Annotated in this window: 17 protein-coding genes; 8 read left to right on the plus strand and 9 right to left on the minus strand. The window is 64.5% G+C overall.

Going from position 1 to position 15120, the window contains the following annotated elements; all coding sequences use genetic code 11:
* The first annotated feature begins 144 nt into the window (after positions 1-144).
* The gene (locus tag BFL43_RS18635) at positions 145-1308 is read left to right on the plus strand and encodes a beta-ketoacyl synthase N-terminal-like domain-containing protein (RefSeq protein ID WP_084893962.1); all 1164 of its coding nucleotides are present in this window, start codon (positions 145-147) and stop codon (positions 1306-1308) included.
* A 77-nt stretch (positions 1309-1385) separates the two neighbouring features.
* Here BFL43_RS18635 and BFL43_RS18640 read toward each other — a convergent pair whose 3' ends face one another.
* Positions 1386-2318, minus strand: coding sequence for an NAD(P)H-binding protein (locus tag BFL43_RS18640; RefSeq protein WP_084893963.1), 933 nt, complete (start codon positions 2316-2318; stop codon positions 1386-1388).
* A gap of 294 nt (positions 2319-2612) precedes the next feature.
* Here BFL43_RS18640 and BFL43_RS18645 point away from each other — a divergent pair, with 294 nt between their 5' ends.
* Positions 2613-3260, plus strand: a complete 648-nt coding sequence (locus tag BFL43_RS18645) for a GAF domain-containing protein (RefSeq protein WP_143695399.1) — start codon at positions 2613-2615, stop codon at positions 3258-3260.
* Positions 3261-3270: 10 nt separating this feature from the next.
* On the opposite strand, the gene BFL43_RS18650 is transcribed toward BFL43_RS18645, so the two are convergent.
* Positions 3271-3669, minus strand: coding sequence for an STAS domain-containing protein (locus BFL43_RS18650; RefSeq protein ID WP_084893965.1), 399 nt, complete (start codon positions 3667-3669; stop codon positions 3271-3273).
* Positions 3670-3898: 229 nt separating this feature from the next.
* On the opposite strand from BFL43_RS18650, the gene BFL43_RS18655 reads away from it, so the two are divergent.
* Positions 3899-4603: a GAF and ANTAR domain-containing protein gene (locus tag BFL43_RS18655; protein ID WP_084893966.1), complete on the plus strand. Its 705-nt coding sequence runs from the start codon at positions 3899-3901 to the stop codon at positions 4601-4603.
* 40 nt (positions 4604-4643) lie between these two features.
* Here the strand turns inward: BFL43_RS18655 and BFL43_RS18660 are convergent, their stop codons facing one another.
* The 3 genes from BFL43_RS18660 to BFL43_RS18670 all read right to left on the minus strand — a co-directional run bounded on the left by BFL43_RS18660 (position 4644) and on the right by BFL43_RS18670 (position 7478).
* Positions 4644-6227: a YhjD/YihY/BrkB family envelope integrity protein gene (locus tag BFL43_RS18660; RefSeq protein WP_084893967.1), complete on the minus strand. Its 1584-nt coding sequence runs from the start codon at positions 6225-6227 to the stop codon at positions 4644-4646.
* 75 nt (positions 6228-6302) lie between these two features.
* Positions 6303-6536 (minus strand): hypothetical protein, encoded by a 234-nt coding sequence (locus BFL43_RS18665; RefSeq protein WP_143695400.1) that lies wholly within the window; start codon positions 6534-6536, stop codon positions 6303-6305.
* A gap of 69 nt (positions 6537-6605) precedes the next feature.
* The gene (locus BFL43_RS18670) at positions 6606-7478 is read right to left on the minus strand and encodes an LLM class F420-dependent oxidoreductase (protein ID WP_084893969.1); all 873 of its coding nucleotides are present in this window, start codon (positions 7476-7478) and stop codon (positions 6606-6608) included.
* Between the two features lie 258 nt (positions 7479-7736).
* Between BFL43_RS18670 and BFL43_RS18675 the strand changes: the two genes are divergently transcribed.
* The 3 genes from BFL43_RS18675 (at position 7737) to BFL43_RS18685 (ending at position 10851) form a co-directional block, all read left to right on the plus strand.
* Entirely contained in the window at positions 7737-8168 is a 432-nt protein-coding gene (locus BFL43_RS18675; protein ID WP_143695401.1) for a Fur family transcriptional regulator, read from the plus strand.
* A 48-nt stretch (positions 8169-8216) separates the two neighbouring features.
* Entirely contained in the window at positions 8217-10439 is a 2223-nt protein-coding gene (katG, locus tag BFL43_RS18680; protein WP_084893971.1) for a catalase/peroxidase HPI, read from the plus strand.
* Positions 10440-10569: 130 nt separating this feature from the next.
* Positions 10570-10851, plus strand: a complete 282-nt coding sequence (locus BFL43_RS18685; protein ID WP_084893972.1) for a hypothetical protein — start codon at positions 10570-10572, stop codon at positions 10849-10851.
* Here BFL43_RS18685 and BFL43_RS18690 read toward each other — a convergent pair whose 3' ends face one another.
* Entirely contained in the window at positions 10852-11805 is a 954-nt protein-coding gene (locus BFL43_RS18690; protein WP_084893973.1) for a helix-turn-helix domain-containing protein, read from the minus strand.
* 140 nt (positions 11806-11945) lie between these two features.
* Here BFL43_RS18690 and BFL43_RS18695 point away from each other — a divergent pair, with 140 nt between their 5' ends.
* A complete protein-coding gene (locus tag BFL43_RS18695) occupies positions 11946-12581 on the plus strand; it encodes an isochorismatase family protein (protein ID WP_084893974.1) in 636 nt (211 codons plus the stop codon).
* A 3-nt stretch (positions 12582-12584) separates the two neighbouring features.
* Here BFL43_RS18695 and BFL43_RS18700 read toward each other — a convergent pair whose 3' ends face one another.
* The 3 genes from BFL43_RS18700 to BFL43_RS18710 form a co-directional block, all read right to left on the minus strand.
* Positions 12585-13031: a TIGR03618 family F420-dependent PPOX class oxidoreductase gene (locus BFL43_RS18700; RefSeq protein ID WP_084893975.1), complete on the minus strand. Its 447-nt coding sequence runs from the start codon at positions 13029-13031 to the stop codon at positions 12585-12587.
* A 46-nt stretch (positions 13032-13077) separates the two neighbouring features.
* The gene (locus BFL43_RS18705) at positions 13078-13371 is read right to left on the minus strand and encodes a hypothetical protein (RefSeq protein WP_084893976.1); all 294 of its coding nucleotides are present in this window, start codon (positions 13369-13371) and stop codon (positions 13078-13080) included.
* A 184-nt stretch (positions 13372-13555) separates the two neighbouring features.
* Positions 13556-14638 carry a transposase gene (locus BFL43_RS18710; RefSeq protein ID WP_084891679.1) on the minus strand — a complete coding sequence of 361 codons (1083 nt, stop codon included), beginning with the start codon at positions 14636-14638 and terminating at the stop codon, positions 13556-13558.
* A gap of 272 nt (positions 14639-14910) precedes the next feature.
* On the opposite strand from BFL43_RS18710, the gene BFL43_RS29560 reads away from it, so the two are divergent.
* Positions 14911-15120 (plus strand): hypothetical protein (locus BFL43_RS29560; RefSeq protein WP_240498091.1); only part of this gene is annotated, 210 nt, incomplete at its 3' end.

Genomic DNA, 15120 nt, shown 5'->3' on the forward strand with positions numbered 1-15120 from the left:
ATCCCCGATCGGTTCTGGCGGCAACATCACTTCGAGATGATTTGCGAATGAAATTAACCATAGTCGTTCGCACAAATCATGCAGGTCAGGGACGGTATAGGGGCACGCATTTGTGCACATACCATTTCACGGAAAGAGGCCAGAATGAATTCTATTGCTAACGCCCGGATCGCGGGACTGGGCGCTGTCACGGGGTACGGCTGGGGAAGGCAGGCGTTGTGGACAGGTCTGGCATCCGGAAAGCCCGCAGCCGAGCTCACAGCGGGCTTCGGCGGCAGTCCGAGCGAGTCCGGTTGGGTGTCGCGGATCCCCTCCGGCGGCAACGTCGAAGACGGATCGACGCGATTCGCCCGGGCCATGCGGTGGGCCGCACGGGAGGCCATCGAGGATGCCCTGGCGCACGGATGGACTCCCGGCCAGCGGGTCGGTCTCGTCCATGCCACGGTCCTGGGCGACCTCGAGTTGAGCCGCGCGTTCCAGCCCGGCCAGGGTGAGGGGTTGTCGGTTCGCCAGTACCTGGGTATGGCGCCCTCGACCCCGGCGTCGCTCCTCATGCGCGACTACGGATTCCATGGGCCGGCGGTCAATGTCTCCGCGATGTGCACGTCCGGCACCGTCGCCTTGCTGACAGCGAAGATGTGGCTCGACACCGACACCGTCGACGACGTGATCGTGTTGTCGACGGACCTGTCTGCGACCCCCGAGGTGGTCTCGCAGTTCGTGCGACTCGGGGTGGCCATCACCGATGCCGAGCCGCTTGACGCCTGCCGACCGTTTCAAACCGGTAGTCGAGGTTTTGTATTCGGAGAGGCTGCTGTCGGTTTCGTGCTGTCCAAGCAGGACACCGACGGATATCTCGACCTGCTGGGTGGAGCCATGAATCACGACGGCTACCATGTCACATCGGTCGATCCGTCGCTCGAGCACGTCAAGGGTTGCTTCACAGGCGCTCTGACCGATGCAGATGTCGAGGCCGACCAGGTGTCGTACCTCAACGCCCACGGTCCGGGAACCGCGCAGTGTGATGCCGCAGAAGCGGCTGCGGCGACCGCGCTGTTGCCGAGTGATATCGGTATCTACTCGGTCAAACCGCTGGCCGGGCATTGCCAGGCAGCGGCTGCGGCCGTCGAGATCGCGGCTGCGGCAATGAGTTACACCGATGGTGTGGTCCCGGGTGCGCCGTCGGTCGCCGAAGGTGATGCTCGCCTGGTCGACGGCCTTGTCCGCATGGAGCCGGGGATCACCGTCAAGTCGTCGCTCGGTATGGGAGGGCACAATTCGGTGGCAGTGCTCGGCCCGGTTCGCTGAACAGTGCTTGAGTGACACCTGGTCGGTGGCGCGGGGGCCTGTGCGGGCCCCCGCGCCACCGCGTGTGGCGTCACGCCTCAGGCGGGGTCGGCCTGGTCGGCGGTCTGGTGATCGCCGCCGATGTCGGTTCCGGATCGGGCGGGGTTCAACGACCGCCTGACCGCTTCTCGGGTCGAGAGCCGTTGCTCGCTGCGGGGGTCGGGGCCGCAGATCATGTCGTGGCGCAGGCTGTCGACCAGTTCGACGACCGTGTTCCTCGGTATCCCGGTGATTGCCGCTGCGACCCGGCCTACGAGGCCGGTCGGGATCCCGGGAATCGAGGGGCGGGGCCGGCGGACGTCGAGTTCATCCGCGATGAGCCCGATGAGTTCGGGATAGCTGAGTCGGTCGGGGCCGCCCAGATCGTGATGGCCGTTGGTCGGCTCCCCGGTGCCGGCGTCGACGAGGGCCGTGATGACATCTTCGGTCGCGATCGGCTGCACCCGGGTGTTCATCCACTTCGGAATCGGCAAGACGGGGAGACGCTCGATGAGCCGCCGGACGAGTTCGAACGAGGTCGATCCGGCACCGATGATCAGCGCCGCCCGTTGCACGTTCGCAGGGGTCTCGGCGTCGAGGAAGATTCGCTCGACCTCTTGACGCGAGGCGAGGTGGTCAGAGAGTTCGACACCCTCTGGGATGAGTCCGGACAGGTAGACGATCTGACGTACGTCCGCCAGGCCGCAGGCGTCGGCGAAGGCATGCGCACCGGCGGCGTCTCTCTCCTCGAACCCTTTGTCATCCATGGAATGGACCAGGAAGTACGCCACGTCTGTGTCGGCGATCGCAGCGGAAATGCTGTCGGGCTCTTGTAGATCGAAATGGCGGACCTGCACCGCGTCAGCCCACCCGAACTCGGAGGCGCGGTCTGGATCGCGCATTCCCGCAACAACCTCGTGGCCCGACTCGAGCAGGGCCGGGATCAGTCGAGATCCGATATAACCGGTCGAGCCGGTGACAAAAGCACGCATGGTGTGATCTTCCTGCTGGCGGTTACGGGCGGAAGATCGCGCGGACGCAATTGTCCGACTTCTCCTCGAATGGCTGGCGGCCGGCGCTCATCTCGTCACAACGCGCGAACGGCTCAGGTCACCCATAACTACCCCGCAGGTCGCTGCGGAAAACGTACGCATGAGATTCGCCGAATCCGGGTAGTACCCCTCGTGTTCGAGAAGCGAAGGGTAGTGATCGTGTCGGAGGATTCGGGGCGGGAGGACGCGCAGGTGGGAAGTGCGTGTATGCCCAACACAAACAGACTAGCGGCGATGAGTGTCGATGACGTCGGTGTCGACGGAGCGGCCGTGGCGATAATGACCGATGCCGCTCGGTCTCGTGACCTGTTGTGCGCGACCGACTCCGTGGCAGCGCGCATCGATGAGTTGCAGTTCACCCTCGGCGAAGGTCCGTGTATGGATGCATTCGTTGGCGGTGAGTCGATCATGACGGCTGACCTCGGTGAGGAGACCGCTGCGGCGAAGTGGCCGGCGTTCAGCTCAGAAGTGCTCGACGAGGTCGGTGTCCGGGGGATCTTCGCCTACCCGATTTTCGCCGGCGGCGCGCAGCTTGGTGTGCTGGAGCTCTACCGGCGACAGAACTCCGCGCTCACGTCGTCGCAGAACACTGCAGCGCACGTACTCACGGTCCGTCTTGGTGCGGTGGTGTTGGGTGAACTCGAGAATTACCGATGGTCGCTCGACGAGGCGCACTATCCGCGGTGGGAGGGAAGTCATCGATTCGCGCGTGCTGACGTGCACGCTGCAGTCGGCATGCTGTCCATTCGCTGGGGGACGTCCGTTGCCGACGCGGGCTTGCGGCTGCGTGCCCGGGCGTACGCGGAGTCTCGGTCCATCTCATCGATGGCACACGACATCGTGCACTTCCAGGGCCGGCTTCCGGACGAGGATGCGTCGTGACTGAGAGCACTCACGCCATCGCGGCGATGGCCTGGTCCAGGGTCGGGTAGAGAGTGAGCGTCTGATCGAGTCCGACCAGTTGAATCGGCCGGGACGTCGACGGGCCGTCGGCGACGACGCCGAACAAGCCGCCGGGTGCGATCGCCTCGTACGCCGTGACCAGTGCGCTCATGCCGGCGGAGGCCAGGAACTCGGTGCTCGTGAGGTCGATGATCAGTCCGCGGGGCTCGCCGCTCAGCGCACTGCTGACGGCGTCGGACAGCTGTGGCGCCGTCAGGACGTCGATGCTGCCCTGCACGGTGAGGATCGCCAGCTCGTTGTGCTGAACCGTCAAGATCGTCAACGCTGCGGTTCCTGCGACAGAGGTCTGACCATCGGTAACAAACGCATCGGCATCTTCGGAGTGCACGGCGGGATTTCCTTTCGGCAAGCTGTCTCATCGACACTCGGTCAGAGTCACCTCTGCGAGTGCGACGGCGTCGTCTTCACCGATGGATGCCATTGTTTCATGCCCGCCGACGCTCACGGTCCCAGCAGTGACCTCGGGGCTCGGTGGATGGGGACTCGAGCGGCTGGAGAAACTCGAAAAATCTAGTAGAATAGTCGCCTGACCTGGTACTAAAGCGAAGGGAAGCGACGTGGGTACCCGCGGCGACGACGACGTGTACGTGAAGATGGCCGAACTGGTGCGGGACATGAGCGCCAAGGTGCCGGACGATCCGACCGACGTGCTGCAGGAACTTCTCGAGAGCGCGGTCGCACACATTCCAGGATGTGCTCACGCGAGTATCACCACGATGGTGGGCCGTGAGGAAGCCGCAACCCCGGTGACGACGCACGAGCACGCCCGGACCATCGACTCCCTCCAGGTCAAGCACGGCCAGGGCCCGTTCCTGGAGGCCGCATCCGAGTCCGGGTTCGTCCACATCGCTGATCTGGAGTCAGAAGGGCGTTGGCCCGAGTTCACCGCCGACGTGTGCGACCGAACGCCGGTGCGGTCGATGGCGATCTTCCAGCTGTACATCGCACGCGGCGGTCTGGGCACTCTGAACCTGTACGCCGACAAGCCCCACGCGTTCGACGAAGAGGCGCGCGACCTCGGGTACGTCTACGCGTCCCACGCCGCCGTAGTCTGGGGCACCGCTGCGCGCGGCGACCAATTCCGTAGCGCGCTCGCCAGCCGGGACGTCATCGGCCAGGCGAAGGGCATGTTGATGGAGCGTTTCGACATCGGCGCTGTGCAGGCGTTCGATCTGTTGCGCAGGCTTTCTCAGGACTCCAATGAACGTCTCGTCGACATCGCGGCCAGACTCGTGAGGCGGGACCACCCCGCCGGCACCTGATCCCGCGGAAACGGGCGCCCTGTCAGTGCAGGCCTGACTTTCAGGTCGTGCGGATCGCGGCCACGTCGCGCTGAACACTCTGTGCAGTACGTTCGGGCAGTGGCGGGACGGCGGCAGCGGCTCTTCTCGCGCCGAGATAGGCAACGACCCCACCCACCGCCAGCAGCGCGACTCCGATGATCAGCGCGGCGAGCCAGGCCTCGACCACGGTGGCCAGAGCCAGCACGCCGAAGGCGACGAGGGCACCACCGCAGAAGACCAGGACACCGAGGCCTGCCGCCGAGATACCGAGACCCAGGCCCAGTCGCGAGCCTTTGGACTTCACTTCTGCGAGGGCGTTCGTGATCTCCGTGCGAACCAGGGTGCGTAGCTGCGCCTGGAGGCGATCGACGAGTTGAACGACCGTGAGATCGTCAGCCGCGGCATGGTCTCCGGTGGCCGTTGACTCGTACCGCTGCGGTGGTGTTACCGACGATGTCTCTGGCGGCGTCGGCGCCGAATCATTTGCGTTCGAGGTCTCCGGGACGGGACCCGCAGTGGAAGAGAGACTTCCGTTGTCGTCGAGAGCATTGTCATCGTCACCGTGGGTCCGCCGCAACTGCCTGCCGCGCTCGACGAAGTCGGCGTCCTTCTCGGCGTTCTTGTCGGACACCTTGGTGTCGCGGGGAGGCAGCTGCAACGATTTCTCGGCGGGTATACCCGCTTGCAATTGCCGGCCACGCTCCAGTTCGGCGTCGACTTCGGCGCCGAACAGTAGGGCCAAGTTGGTGATCCACAGCCACAGTAGGAAGACGATGACGCCGGCCAGGGCGCCGTAGGTCTTGTTGTAGCTACTGAAGTTGGAGACGTACAGGGCGAACAGGACCGAGGCGACGATCCAGGTGACGATTGCCACCGCCGCACCGACGCTGATCCACCTGAACTTCGGCTGCTGCACGTTGGGGGTGGCGTAATACAGAATCGCCACCGTCAGGACCACGAAGATGAGCACGATCGGCCAGCGGGCAATGTTCCAGACCAGCAGCGCGGTGTCTCCGAGGCCGATGACGTCGCCGATGGACCGTGCGACGGGTCCGCTGATGGCGAGCATCAGTGCCACCGCGGCCGCCATCACGAGCGCGATGACAGTCACCAGCAGCACCACCGGTCGCAGCTTCCAGATCGGGCGACCTTCGTCGACCTCGTACATCCGGTTCATGGCGCGGCCGAAGGCGCCGACGTAACCCGATGCCGACCAGATCGCGCCGACGAGACCGATGATCAGCGTCAGGCCGGCCGACGGCGCGTCCACCAGTTGCTCGACCGGCCCTCGCAGAGTGTCCACCGCCGACGATGGGCCGAGGTCATCGACCATCTGCAGGACCGAGTCCACCGTCTTCTCGCCTTGACCGAAGATGCCCAACAAGGAGACCAGGGCGAGTAGCGCAGGAAAAAGTGAGAGAACGGCATAGTACGTCAGCGCGGCGGCCAGGTCGGTGCACTGATCGCGCGAGAATTCGCGAACGACCTTGCGCACCACGTAGAAAAAAGACGGCTTGGTCAGATCCGTCGGTGAATCGGGCTTTCGTGGGTCGTCGGGGTCTGGTGTGTTTGCTTCCGTCTTTCTGGCCTGGACTTCGCTCATGCCAGTGGTTACCCCTGGTGGGTAGACCAGAAACCCAAACCAGCCCACTTGTTTCGGGCGTGAGCGGTCAGTCGGTCAGTCGATCTCGAAGTCGATCAAACGAGCCTCGGCCGCCGCGAAATCATCGATCGCAGCCAGGACGAACGTGGTGAGAACGTCTTCGACCGGGGCCGTCGGGTCGCTGAGCTTGCTGTCCAGCACCTCGACCGATGAGACGGGCCGCGGCTCCTCCCGGACCCGCGGATGACGTCGCCACAGCGACACCTTGAGTGTCGGGAAGCGCGGCCTCCTGCGACCTTCCCTGTTCATGATGGCAACGGTATCAAGCGCGGTCAGTCAGCGCCGAGCACGGAAAGCCGGTATGGATCCATCACTCAGTCACCAGTCGGCGATGACCGGGATGACGCGGTCTCCCAGGATCTCCAGAGGGGTGATCGCCGCGACGTTGGGGACCCACCCGTGGACATGGCTGATCCCGAGGTCGGCGAGGGATTTGAGCTGCCCGAGCATGTCGTCGACGCCGGCGCCGTCCGCACCGGGATCGAGCGGGAACATCACGGTTTTCTCGATGGCGTCGTAGTCGGTGCCCAGCGTCTCGCAGTGTCCGCGAAGAACATTCAATTTTTGCTCCACGTCCGGTCCGCCGAAGAGGTTGCAGGCCTGGGCGTATTGCGCGACCATGCGCAGGGTCTTCTTCTCTCCACTCCCGCCGATGAGGATCGGTGGGTGAGGACGGCGCAGGGCCTGGGGCACGTTGAGGGTGCTGCCGAGCTTGTAGTGGGTGCCGTCGTAGGGCCCCCGATCGTCAGTCCACATCTGCAGGCAGATCTGCAGGGTCTCCTCGAGTCGCTCGAACCGTTCGGCAGTGCTGGGGAAGGGCAGGCCGAGGCCGACACACTCCTCTTCGTTCCAGGCGGCGCCGATCCCGAGGTAGGCGCGGCCCTTCGACAGCACATCGAGGGTGGTGACCGCCTTGGCCAACAGACCGGGTTCGCGGTAGACGGTGGCCGTGACCCACGCCAGCAGGTCGACCTTTTCGGTGACCGCGGCGAGGTAGCCGAGCGCGGTGTAGGCCTCGAGCATGTCGGTGTCGACGGGGCCCACCGGTCCGATCTGCCAGAGGTGGTCCATCACGCTGATCTTCGCGAAACCCTTCGCCTCGGCGGTCTGGGCGATGGTCACCAGATCGTCCGCCAGTGCGGGCGGCCCGCCGGGGAAGGTGAAGTCTGCGATGTGCAATCCGAGTTCCATGCATTCAACGCTAACGCCGTTTGTAATCCTTACCCAGGGACTGAGGATCCTCCCCTCGCGGGCCTGTGGTGTGGTGAGTTCGACCGGGGCCGTCCCGGCAGTTCCGAACATGTTGTGCACCAGAAAGATTCGTGAACAAGGGTAAAACCCAGAGTGAATCATTTGCCGCGCTTGGAGCTCGCGGCCCTCTCACCTGCGTTTTTTGACTGAGTCAAGAAAACGGCAGACACGGGCAGCATGCTGTGGTTATCGTTGGGCATGGCCACAGCCCCGGAGAACGCGGAACGCCTTCGCTCTGCCTCGCTCCGCGTGACACGCCCCCGCGTCGCCGTGATGGATGCTGTCCATGACCACCCGCACGCCGACACCGACACCATCTTCGGTGTTGTGCGCGCAGTGCTCCCGCACGTTTCGCGGCAAGCGGTCTACGACGTTCTCGACGCCTTGACGTCGGCGCGCTTGGTACGCCGCATTCAGCCCGCCGGGCATGTCGCCCTGTACGAGTCGAGGGTTGGCGACAACCATCACCATGTCGTCTGCCGCACCTGTGGCGTCGTCGCCGATGCCGACTGTGCCGTCGGAGATGCTCCCTGTCTGACTGCGTCCGACTCTCACGGCTTCCTGCTCGACGAGGCCGAGGTCATCTACTGGGGTTTGTGTCCCGATTGCGTGAGTAGCCCACAAGTTTGATCACAGCCCGTGATCACAGCCCAATTGAATCAACCCGAAAGGAACGCTGTGACTTCTGATAGCCGCCCGCCCAACCCTGACACTGAGACCCGCAGTGGCAGCGAGAGCGAGAATCCCGCGATCAAGTCGCCGGAGCCGAAGGGCACCGCACCGCGGACCAACAAAGACTGGTGGCCGGAGCAGATCGACCTGTCGGTGCTGCACGCGCACACATCGAAGTCCGACCCGTTCGGTGGGGAGTTCGATTACCCGACCGAATTCGCCAAACTGGATGTCGACGAGCTCAAGGCCGACGTCATCAATGTGCTGACCACGTCGCAGGACTGGTGGCCCGCCGACTACGGCCACTACGGCGGTCTGTTCATTCGACTGAGCTGGCACGCGGCAGGCACCTACCGGATCTTTGACGGCCGCGGTGGCGGCGGTCAGGGCGCGCAGCGGTTCGCGCCGCTCAACAGCTGGCCCGACAACGCGAACCTCGACAAGGCCCGCCGGTTGCTCTGGCCGGTCAAGCAGAAGCACGGCAACAAGATCTCCTGGGCCGACCTGCTGGTGTTCGCAGGCAACACCGCCCTGGAGTCGATGGGCTTCAAGACTTTCGGCTTCGGCTTCGGTCGCGCGGACATCTGGGAGCCCGAGGAGATCTTCTTCGGTGAAGAAGATGCGTGGAAGGGCACCGACAAGCGGTACTCGGGCGAGCGTGAGCTGGCCAAGCCGCTCGGTGCCACCACGATGGGTCTGATCTACGTGAACCCGGAAGGCCCTGAGGGCAAGCCGGATCCGGTCGCCGCTGCGCACGATATCCGCGAGACGTTCAGCCGCATGGCGATGAACGACGAGGAGACCGCCGCCCTGATCATCGGTGGCCACAGCTTCGGCAAGACCCACGGGGCCGGCACTGCCGACACCATCGGACCCGAGCCCGAGGGCGCTCCGATCGAACAGCAGGGTCTGGGCTGGAAGAGCGGTTACGGCAAGGGCAATTCCGAGGACACCGTCACCAGCGGCCTCGAGGTGGTGTGGACCTCCACCCCGACGCAGTGGGGTAACGGATTCCTCCAGAACCTGTACGGCTACGAGTGGGAACTGCAGAAGAGTCCGGCCGGAGCATGGCAGTTCACCGCCAAAGACGGTGCCGGGGCAGGAACCATCCCCGATCCGTTCGGTGGGCCCGGACGTGCGCCGACGATGCTCGTCACCGACGTGGCGCTGCGCGAGGATCCGGTCTACCGCGAGATCACCAGTCGCTGGCTCGACCACCCGGACGAGCTCGCGGAGGCTTTTGCCAAGGCCTGGTACAAGCTCCTGCATCGCGATCTCGGTCCGATCACCCGCTACCTCGGACCGTGGATCCCCGAGCCGCAGCTGTGGCAGGACCCGGTTCCGGCGGCCGAGGGTGAGGCGATAGACGAAGGCGACATCGCCGCACTCAAGAGCAAGGTACTCGAGTCCGATCTCTCGGTCGCCCAGCTCGTGGGCGTCGCGTGGTCGTCTGCGGGTAGCTTCCGCAGCACCGACAAGCGCGGCGGAGCGAACGGCGCGCGCATTCGGCTTGAGCCCCAGAAGAATTGGGACATCAACGAGCCCGCTGAGCTGGCCAAAGTGCTGCCCGTCCTCGAGCGGATCCAGCAGGACTTCAACGGCGGCAGCAAGAAGGTCTCGTTGGCAGACCTCATCGTGATCGCCGGCGCCGCGGCGGTCGAGAAGGCAGCCAAGGATGCCGGCCACGACGTCACCGTGCCCGTCACCCCGGGCCGGACCGATGCCTCTCAGGAGAGCACCGACGTCGAGTCCTTCGAGGTGCTCGAGCCGCGTGCCGACGGGTTCCGCAACTACGCCCGTGCGGGTGAGAAGTTGCCTTTGGAGAAGCTCCTGCTCGAGCGTTCGTACCTGCTCGACCTGACGGCTCCCGAGGCCACCGTCCTCATCGGCGGACTGCGCGCACTGGGCGCCAATTATGGTGGCACCAAGCATGGTGTCTTCACCGACCGGCCGGGGACGCTGACGAACGATTTCTTCGTCAACCTCCTCAGCTTCGACACCGAGTGGAAGACCTCGGAGTCCGAGGAGAACGTCTACGTCGGCACCGATCGCACGACCGGTGACACCAAGTGGACCGCCACCGCAGCCGATCTGGTGTTCGGCTCGCACTCGCAGTTGCGCGCGCTGTCCGAGGTCTACGCGCAGGCGGATGCGGACAAGAAGTTCGTCGACGACTTCGTCGCGGCGTGGGTCAAGGTCGCGAACAACGATCGGTTCGATGTGAAGTGATGTCCCGAGACCGACGCATCTGACGTCGCTCGCACGGCACCCCGCTCGCCTCTGGTGAGCGGGGTGCTGTCGTTTACGGTGAGAGGGCGGTGCTTGGGGATGAACGAGCTGTTGACAGGAGTGGACCACGGTGGACGAAACGTCCGACAAGGCTGAGCGACTGGCTGCGGCGAAGGCCGCGGGCAGGACCCCGACGTCCGGTGCGCGCTACGCACTGATGGTGGTGGCGTGCATCTTTCAGGCGCTTGTCGCGGTGTTCACGCTGATCCTGCTCGTGGACACCACGATGAACTCGACCAGCTCAGTAGGCACCAAGGCCGTCGTCTTCGTCGTCATGCTGGCGGTGATCCTGGGTTTTTCCGCCGGAACGGTGATCACCGCCCGCTCGCTGTCGCGCCGGGCCATCGTCTGATCAGGCAGCGGGTCCGGCAAACTGCCGTCGATACGCCGTAGGAGTGGTGGAGTACGCAGACATGAAGTTCTGTCGAAAGGTGACCGCGCTGCCGAAGCCGCAGGCGGTAGCGATCTCGTCGACGCTCCAGTCTGTCGTCTCCAGTAGCAGCCGCGTAGAGTTGAGCCGCTGTTCGAGAATCCACCGGGCCGGTGTTGTTGCTGTGGCACTTCGGAACTGGCGCACGAAGCTGCGGCGACTCGTCCTGGCCTCGTCGGCCAGTCTGTCGACCGTGAGCGGTTCGTGTAGCCGGCTCAGGGCCCACTCCTGAACTCTCGAAATGGCGGTGTCAGTGGCCGCGCGGGCGAGTGGGCGCTCGATGTACCGCGCTTGACCGCCGTCCCGGTGTGGCGCGACCACCAGGCTGCGCGCCACCCGCGTCGCGGTGGCGGAACCGAGGTGCTTGCGGACGAGGTGAAGGCATGCGTCGATCGCAGAGACCGTGCCTGCCGAAGTCAGTACGTCCCCGTGGTCGATGTACAGAACGGATTCGTCCGACGTCATGCCCGGACGTCGTGCGGCGAGCTGGGGCATCATCTCCCAGTGGGTCACTGCCGAGCGCCCGTCGAGGAGTCCGGTGTCCACGACGGCGAACGCGCCGAGGCACAGACCGGCGATCGTCGCGCCGCGGCGGTGCGCTGCCTCGAGCTGGCTGCGCAGCAGATCGCTGACCGCGGGAAGGGCGGCCGGCCAGGATGGGATCACGACGATGTCGGCCCAGTCGACTGTTTCCGGACCCGCCACCTCGCCGATCGGGTACCCCTCGACTGTCCGGACCGAGCCTGGCCGATCGGACCACAGCCGGGTCTCCCAGTCGGCGGCCAACTCGAGCCGCACCACTTCTCCGAACACCATCAGCGGCGCGGCGAGATGGAACATGGTGATGTTGTCGAAGGCGTAGATGGCGATGCGCACAATTGCTCCCAGGGTGGCCCGATCTCATCGAAAGTATGCATCCATGCCACTGTCGGCGCCACCCTTGCTGCTCGACAATGGAGGAACCGCACCCGTTCGAGGTGCGACACCGAGTCCGATCTCAGTTTGAGGAGTGAACAATGACTGCACCTCGCCGCGCGTTGATCGTCGTGGACATCCAGCAGGAGTATTTCGAAGGGCCTTTGGAGATCCAGTACCCGCCGCGTGAGGAATCGCTGTCCAACACGGTGAACGCGATTGCGGTGGCCCGTGACAACGACGTGCCGGTGGTCGTAGTTCAACATCAGATGCCCGAGGGTGCACCGGTGTTCGTCGAGGGATCGACGGGCTGGTCGTTGCATCCCGACATCGAGGCGGTCCTCGACCCGGCGACCAAGCGGGTCCACAAGGTCTACGGGAGCGTGTTTGCCGGCACGGACGTCGCAGAGTGGTTGCGCGCGAACGACCTCGACACCATCACGATCGCCGGGTACATGGCGAACAACTGCGACCTGGCAACCGCTGTCGAAGCCGAGGGATTGGGCTTCGCCGCCGAGATCCTCTCCGATGCCAGTGGCGCGATACACCTGGCGAACGAAGCCGGAGAAGTGTCCGCAGAGTCGCTCCACTCGACGCTGATGGTTCTGTTGCAGTCGAACTTTGCGGCGGTCACCACTACGGCGCAATGGACTGATGCGGTCCGGGCCGGGACCGACTTGCCGAAGAGCAACCTGGTGGAATCCGCACTGCAGGGCCGTTCGATTGCGGCCCGCTGAACCTCAGTTGCTGTAAACCCTTGTGATGCTGATGAATATGACCGCGCGGCCTTGTTGGGCCATCACGCGGTCGTATTCGTCCCAGTCGTCGTGGGTGCCGCCTGCGGCAATGAAGACCTCCCGACGCAACCCGCGCAGTCGTTCGTCGTCGAGCCACGGCTGAGGGTCCTCTGGACCAGCGATCTCCGCGGTGCCCTCAACCGTTGCCCACTTCCAGTCCTGGCGGAATGTCGTGGTGACCTGGGGGCGGGCCCGTAAGTTGTTCAGTTTGACCTTCCCGTACGTGACGAACCCGAGAACCGATTCGCCGGTGTCGGGGTGGGGGAGCAGACCGACGTTGACCATCGAAGACTGAATGGTGTTGTCCGCGCGAAGGGTGGCGACAATCGCCAGACCGTTGTCGTCGCGGGAAAGCGCCACCGCGTCCTCGACGGTGTGAAGTGCGGTCATGGTCAGGCTCCTTCTGTCGATCGGCCGGGAGATCGGCGGTCAGTGTTCATTCTGCCGAATCAGGTCGGGCCACATCGGTCTCCCAACGTGCTCGCCTCTCCTCGTCTGTCTGTTCCCACCAGGGGGTGCCGCGCTCACCGAGCGCGACCTTCGCGGCCTGGACACCGGCCCGCGATTTCGCCGCCCCTTCGGTTCGGCGGACCTCCCGCCGCCACGCCATGAGTATCGACCTCAGTTCAGCGTTCCGCTCCTCGGGGATCGCGGGATCCGTCGCGCGCCATCGGCGCCCCTTCACCACGATGTAGCGTCCGTCTTCTGTGTGCTCGGGGCCATCCGCCATTGATCCAGGTTGCCAGATGCAGCGACATCGGGCCAAGGTTCACGATCTGACGCCCCGTCCGACAGAAGCACACCGTTCAGTCATATGCACACGTTGCATAGGCTGTTGCCTAATCCCGCGGGCGTGTTTGATCGTGGGGGTTCGTGGCCCGGTCGGGGATTGGGCCGGGGCCGTGGCCCCGGGGTCAGATGGTGGCGAGGTTGTTGACTTTCACGTAGCGCAGGAAGTTGGTGGCTGCGGCGGCGAGGATGAGTTCAGATTGTGCAGCTGCGAGGCCGCGTCGGGCGAATCGTCGTAGGGTTCGTCGGTCTTTGAGGTGGGCGTTGACGGGTTCGATGATCCCTGCGCGTTGGCGGTAGTGGGCGGTTCCTTCGTCGGTGCCGATGCGTTCTTGCATCTCTTCGATGGCGGTCCGGTCGTATTTCCCGGGCTGGGTGACTGCCGTTTTCTTCGATGTTGCAACATCTTTGGCTTTGCCGGGCGCGATGAGTCTGTTGGGTCCGGCGGCGGCGAGGTTCTCTCGTGAGAAGTAGCCGGCGTCGGCAAGGACGGTCCCGATGACCCGATCGTGACCGGCGGCGGCGAGCTCGCTCAACGTTTGCTCGACGGCGGCGACCGTCGGTATGTACTCGCCAATATCGATGCCGCGGTCGGTGACATACGCGGCGAGGATGAGGTGATCTTCGGAGACGGCCAGCTGGGCGTTATAGGCCTGCCGGAACCCGAATCGGGTCTTCATGAGCCGGGACTGCGGGTCGGTAAGGTTGCGTTTTCGGACTGGTTTGGAAGCGTTCCGGCGCTCGAGCGCGGCCCGCGCATTGATCAGGTTCTGCCGGGCTTTGAGCACGTTGACATTGCGATCGGGATGCACCGCCCGGCGTCCGGCCGGGCGCCGTCCTTGCGCGAGTACCTGCTGCTGAGCGGTGTAGATGGCGGTCGACTCTTCGGTGAGACGGCGTTCTTTGGCCTCAGCACGCTCGACCCTACGTATCGTCATCTTTGCTGCACTGCTGGGTCGTTCGCGGCGATCTTTCTCGATCGAGGCCAGCGCTTCAGCGATCGCAGCTTGGCGAGTGGCCCTCGACTGCAACCGCGGCGGAGTCTGATCGCCTGGGTCGTCGAGATCTTCTTGATCATCGACAGCAGCCGCTTCGGCGACGATCTCGCTCGCCATCTCTCGCAGTCTGGCTTCGGTTTTGTTCGCATCGATACTGGCGTTGGCTTCGATCTTGGTGCCATCGACGGCGATGGTCCCGACCTTGACCATCCCTGCCGCCGCACACAGCTGCAGGACCTGGGTAACAGGCTGGTGAAGTGGGTTTCCTGGTCTTTGCGGAACCGGGCGATGACGGTGTGATCAGGGGCGTGTTGGGCGCACGCGACCCGGAACGCGACGTCGGTGTGGCAGCGTCGTTCGATCATCCGGGAGGACCGCTCCCCGACGCAGTAGGCATAGAACAGCAGCACCAACATCATGTCCGGGTCGTAACCGCGCCGTCCGGCGTTTGAATCGGCCGTGGCCCGACGCTTACGCCGGCCATGAAACGCCGAGGTATCCAGCGCCTGAACAATATCGGCGATCAGCCACACCAGATGACCGGGCGGCAACCACTCCCGCATATCCGGCGGCAACAGAAACTGCTGATCACGATCAGCATGGATGTACGACTTGGCCACACCAGAATTCTTGCACCAAACACGCCGAATCGCGGGCGTTACCGCCCGCGATTCGGCAACAGCCTCTGCAAC

This window comes from Williamsia sp. 1135 (assembly GCF_002095395.1).
Taxonomy (GTDB): domain Bacteria; phylum Actinomycetota; class Actinomycetes; order Mycobacteriales; family Mycobacteriaceae; genus Williamsia.

Bases quoted from the DNA above. Each gene is read 5' to 3' on its own strand.
- BFL43_RS18635 (WP_084893962.1), top strand. From the start codon at position 145: ATGAATTCTATTGCTAACGCCCGGATCGCGGGACTGGGCGCTGTCACG.
- BFL43_RS18640 (WP_084893963.1), bottom strand. From the start codon at position 2,318: ATGCGTGCTTTTGTCACCGGCTCGACCGGTTATATCGGATCTCGACTG.
- BFL43_RS18645 (WP_143695399.1), top strand. From the start codon at position 2,613: ATGAGTGTCGATGACGTCGGTGTCGACGGAGCGGCCGTGGCGATAATG.
- BFL43_RS18660 (WP_084893967.1), bottom strand. From the start codon at position 6,227: ATGAGCGAAGTCCAGGCCAGAAAGACGGAAGCAAACACACCAGACCCC.
- BFL43_RS18665 (WP_143695400.1), bottom strand. From the start codon at position 6,536: ATGAACAGGGAAGGTCGCAGGAGGCCGCGCTTCCCGACACTCAAGGTG.
- BFL43_RS18670 (WP_084893969.1), bottom strand. From the start codon at position 7,478: ATGGAACTCGGATTGCACATCGCAGACTTCACCTTCCCCGGCGGGCCG.
- BFL43_RS18675 (WP_143695401.1), top strand. From the start codon at position 7,737: ATGGCCACAGCCCCGGAGAACGCGGAACGCCTTCGCTCTGCCTCGCTC.
- BFL43_RS18695 (WP_084893974.1), top strand. From the start codon at position 11,946: ATGACTGCACCTCGCCGCGCGTTGATCGTCGTGGACATCCAGCAGGAG.
- BFL43_RS18700 (WP_084893975.1), bottom strand. From the start codon at position 13,031: ATGACCGCACTTCACACCGTCGAGGACGCGGTGGCGCTTTCCCGCGAC.
- BFL43_RS18705 (WP_084893976.1), bottom strand. From the start codon at position 13,371: ATGGCGGATGGCCCCGAGCACACAGAAGACGGACGCTACATCGTGGTG.
- BFL43_RS18710 (WP_084891679.1), bottom strand. From the start codon at position 14,638: ATGGTCAAGGTCGGGACCATCGCCGTCGATGGCACCAAGATCGAAGCC.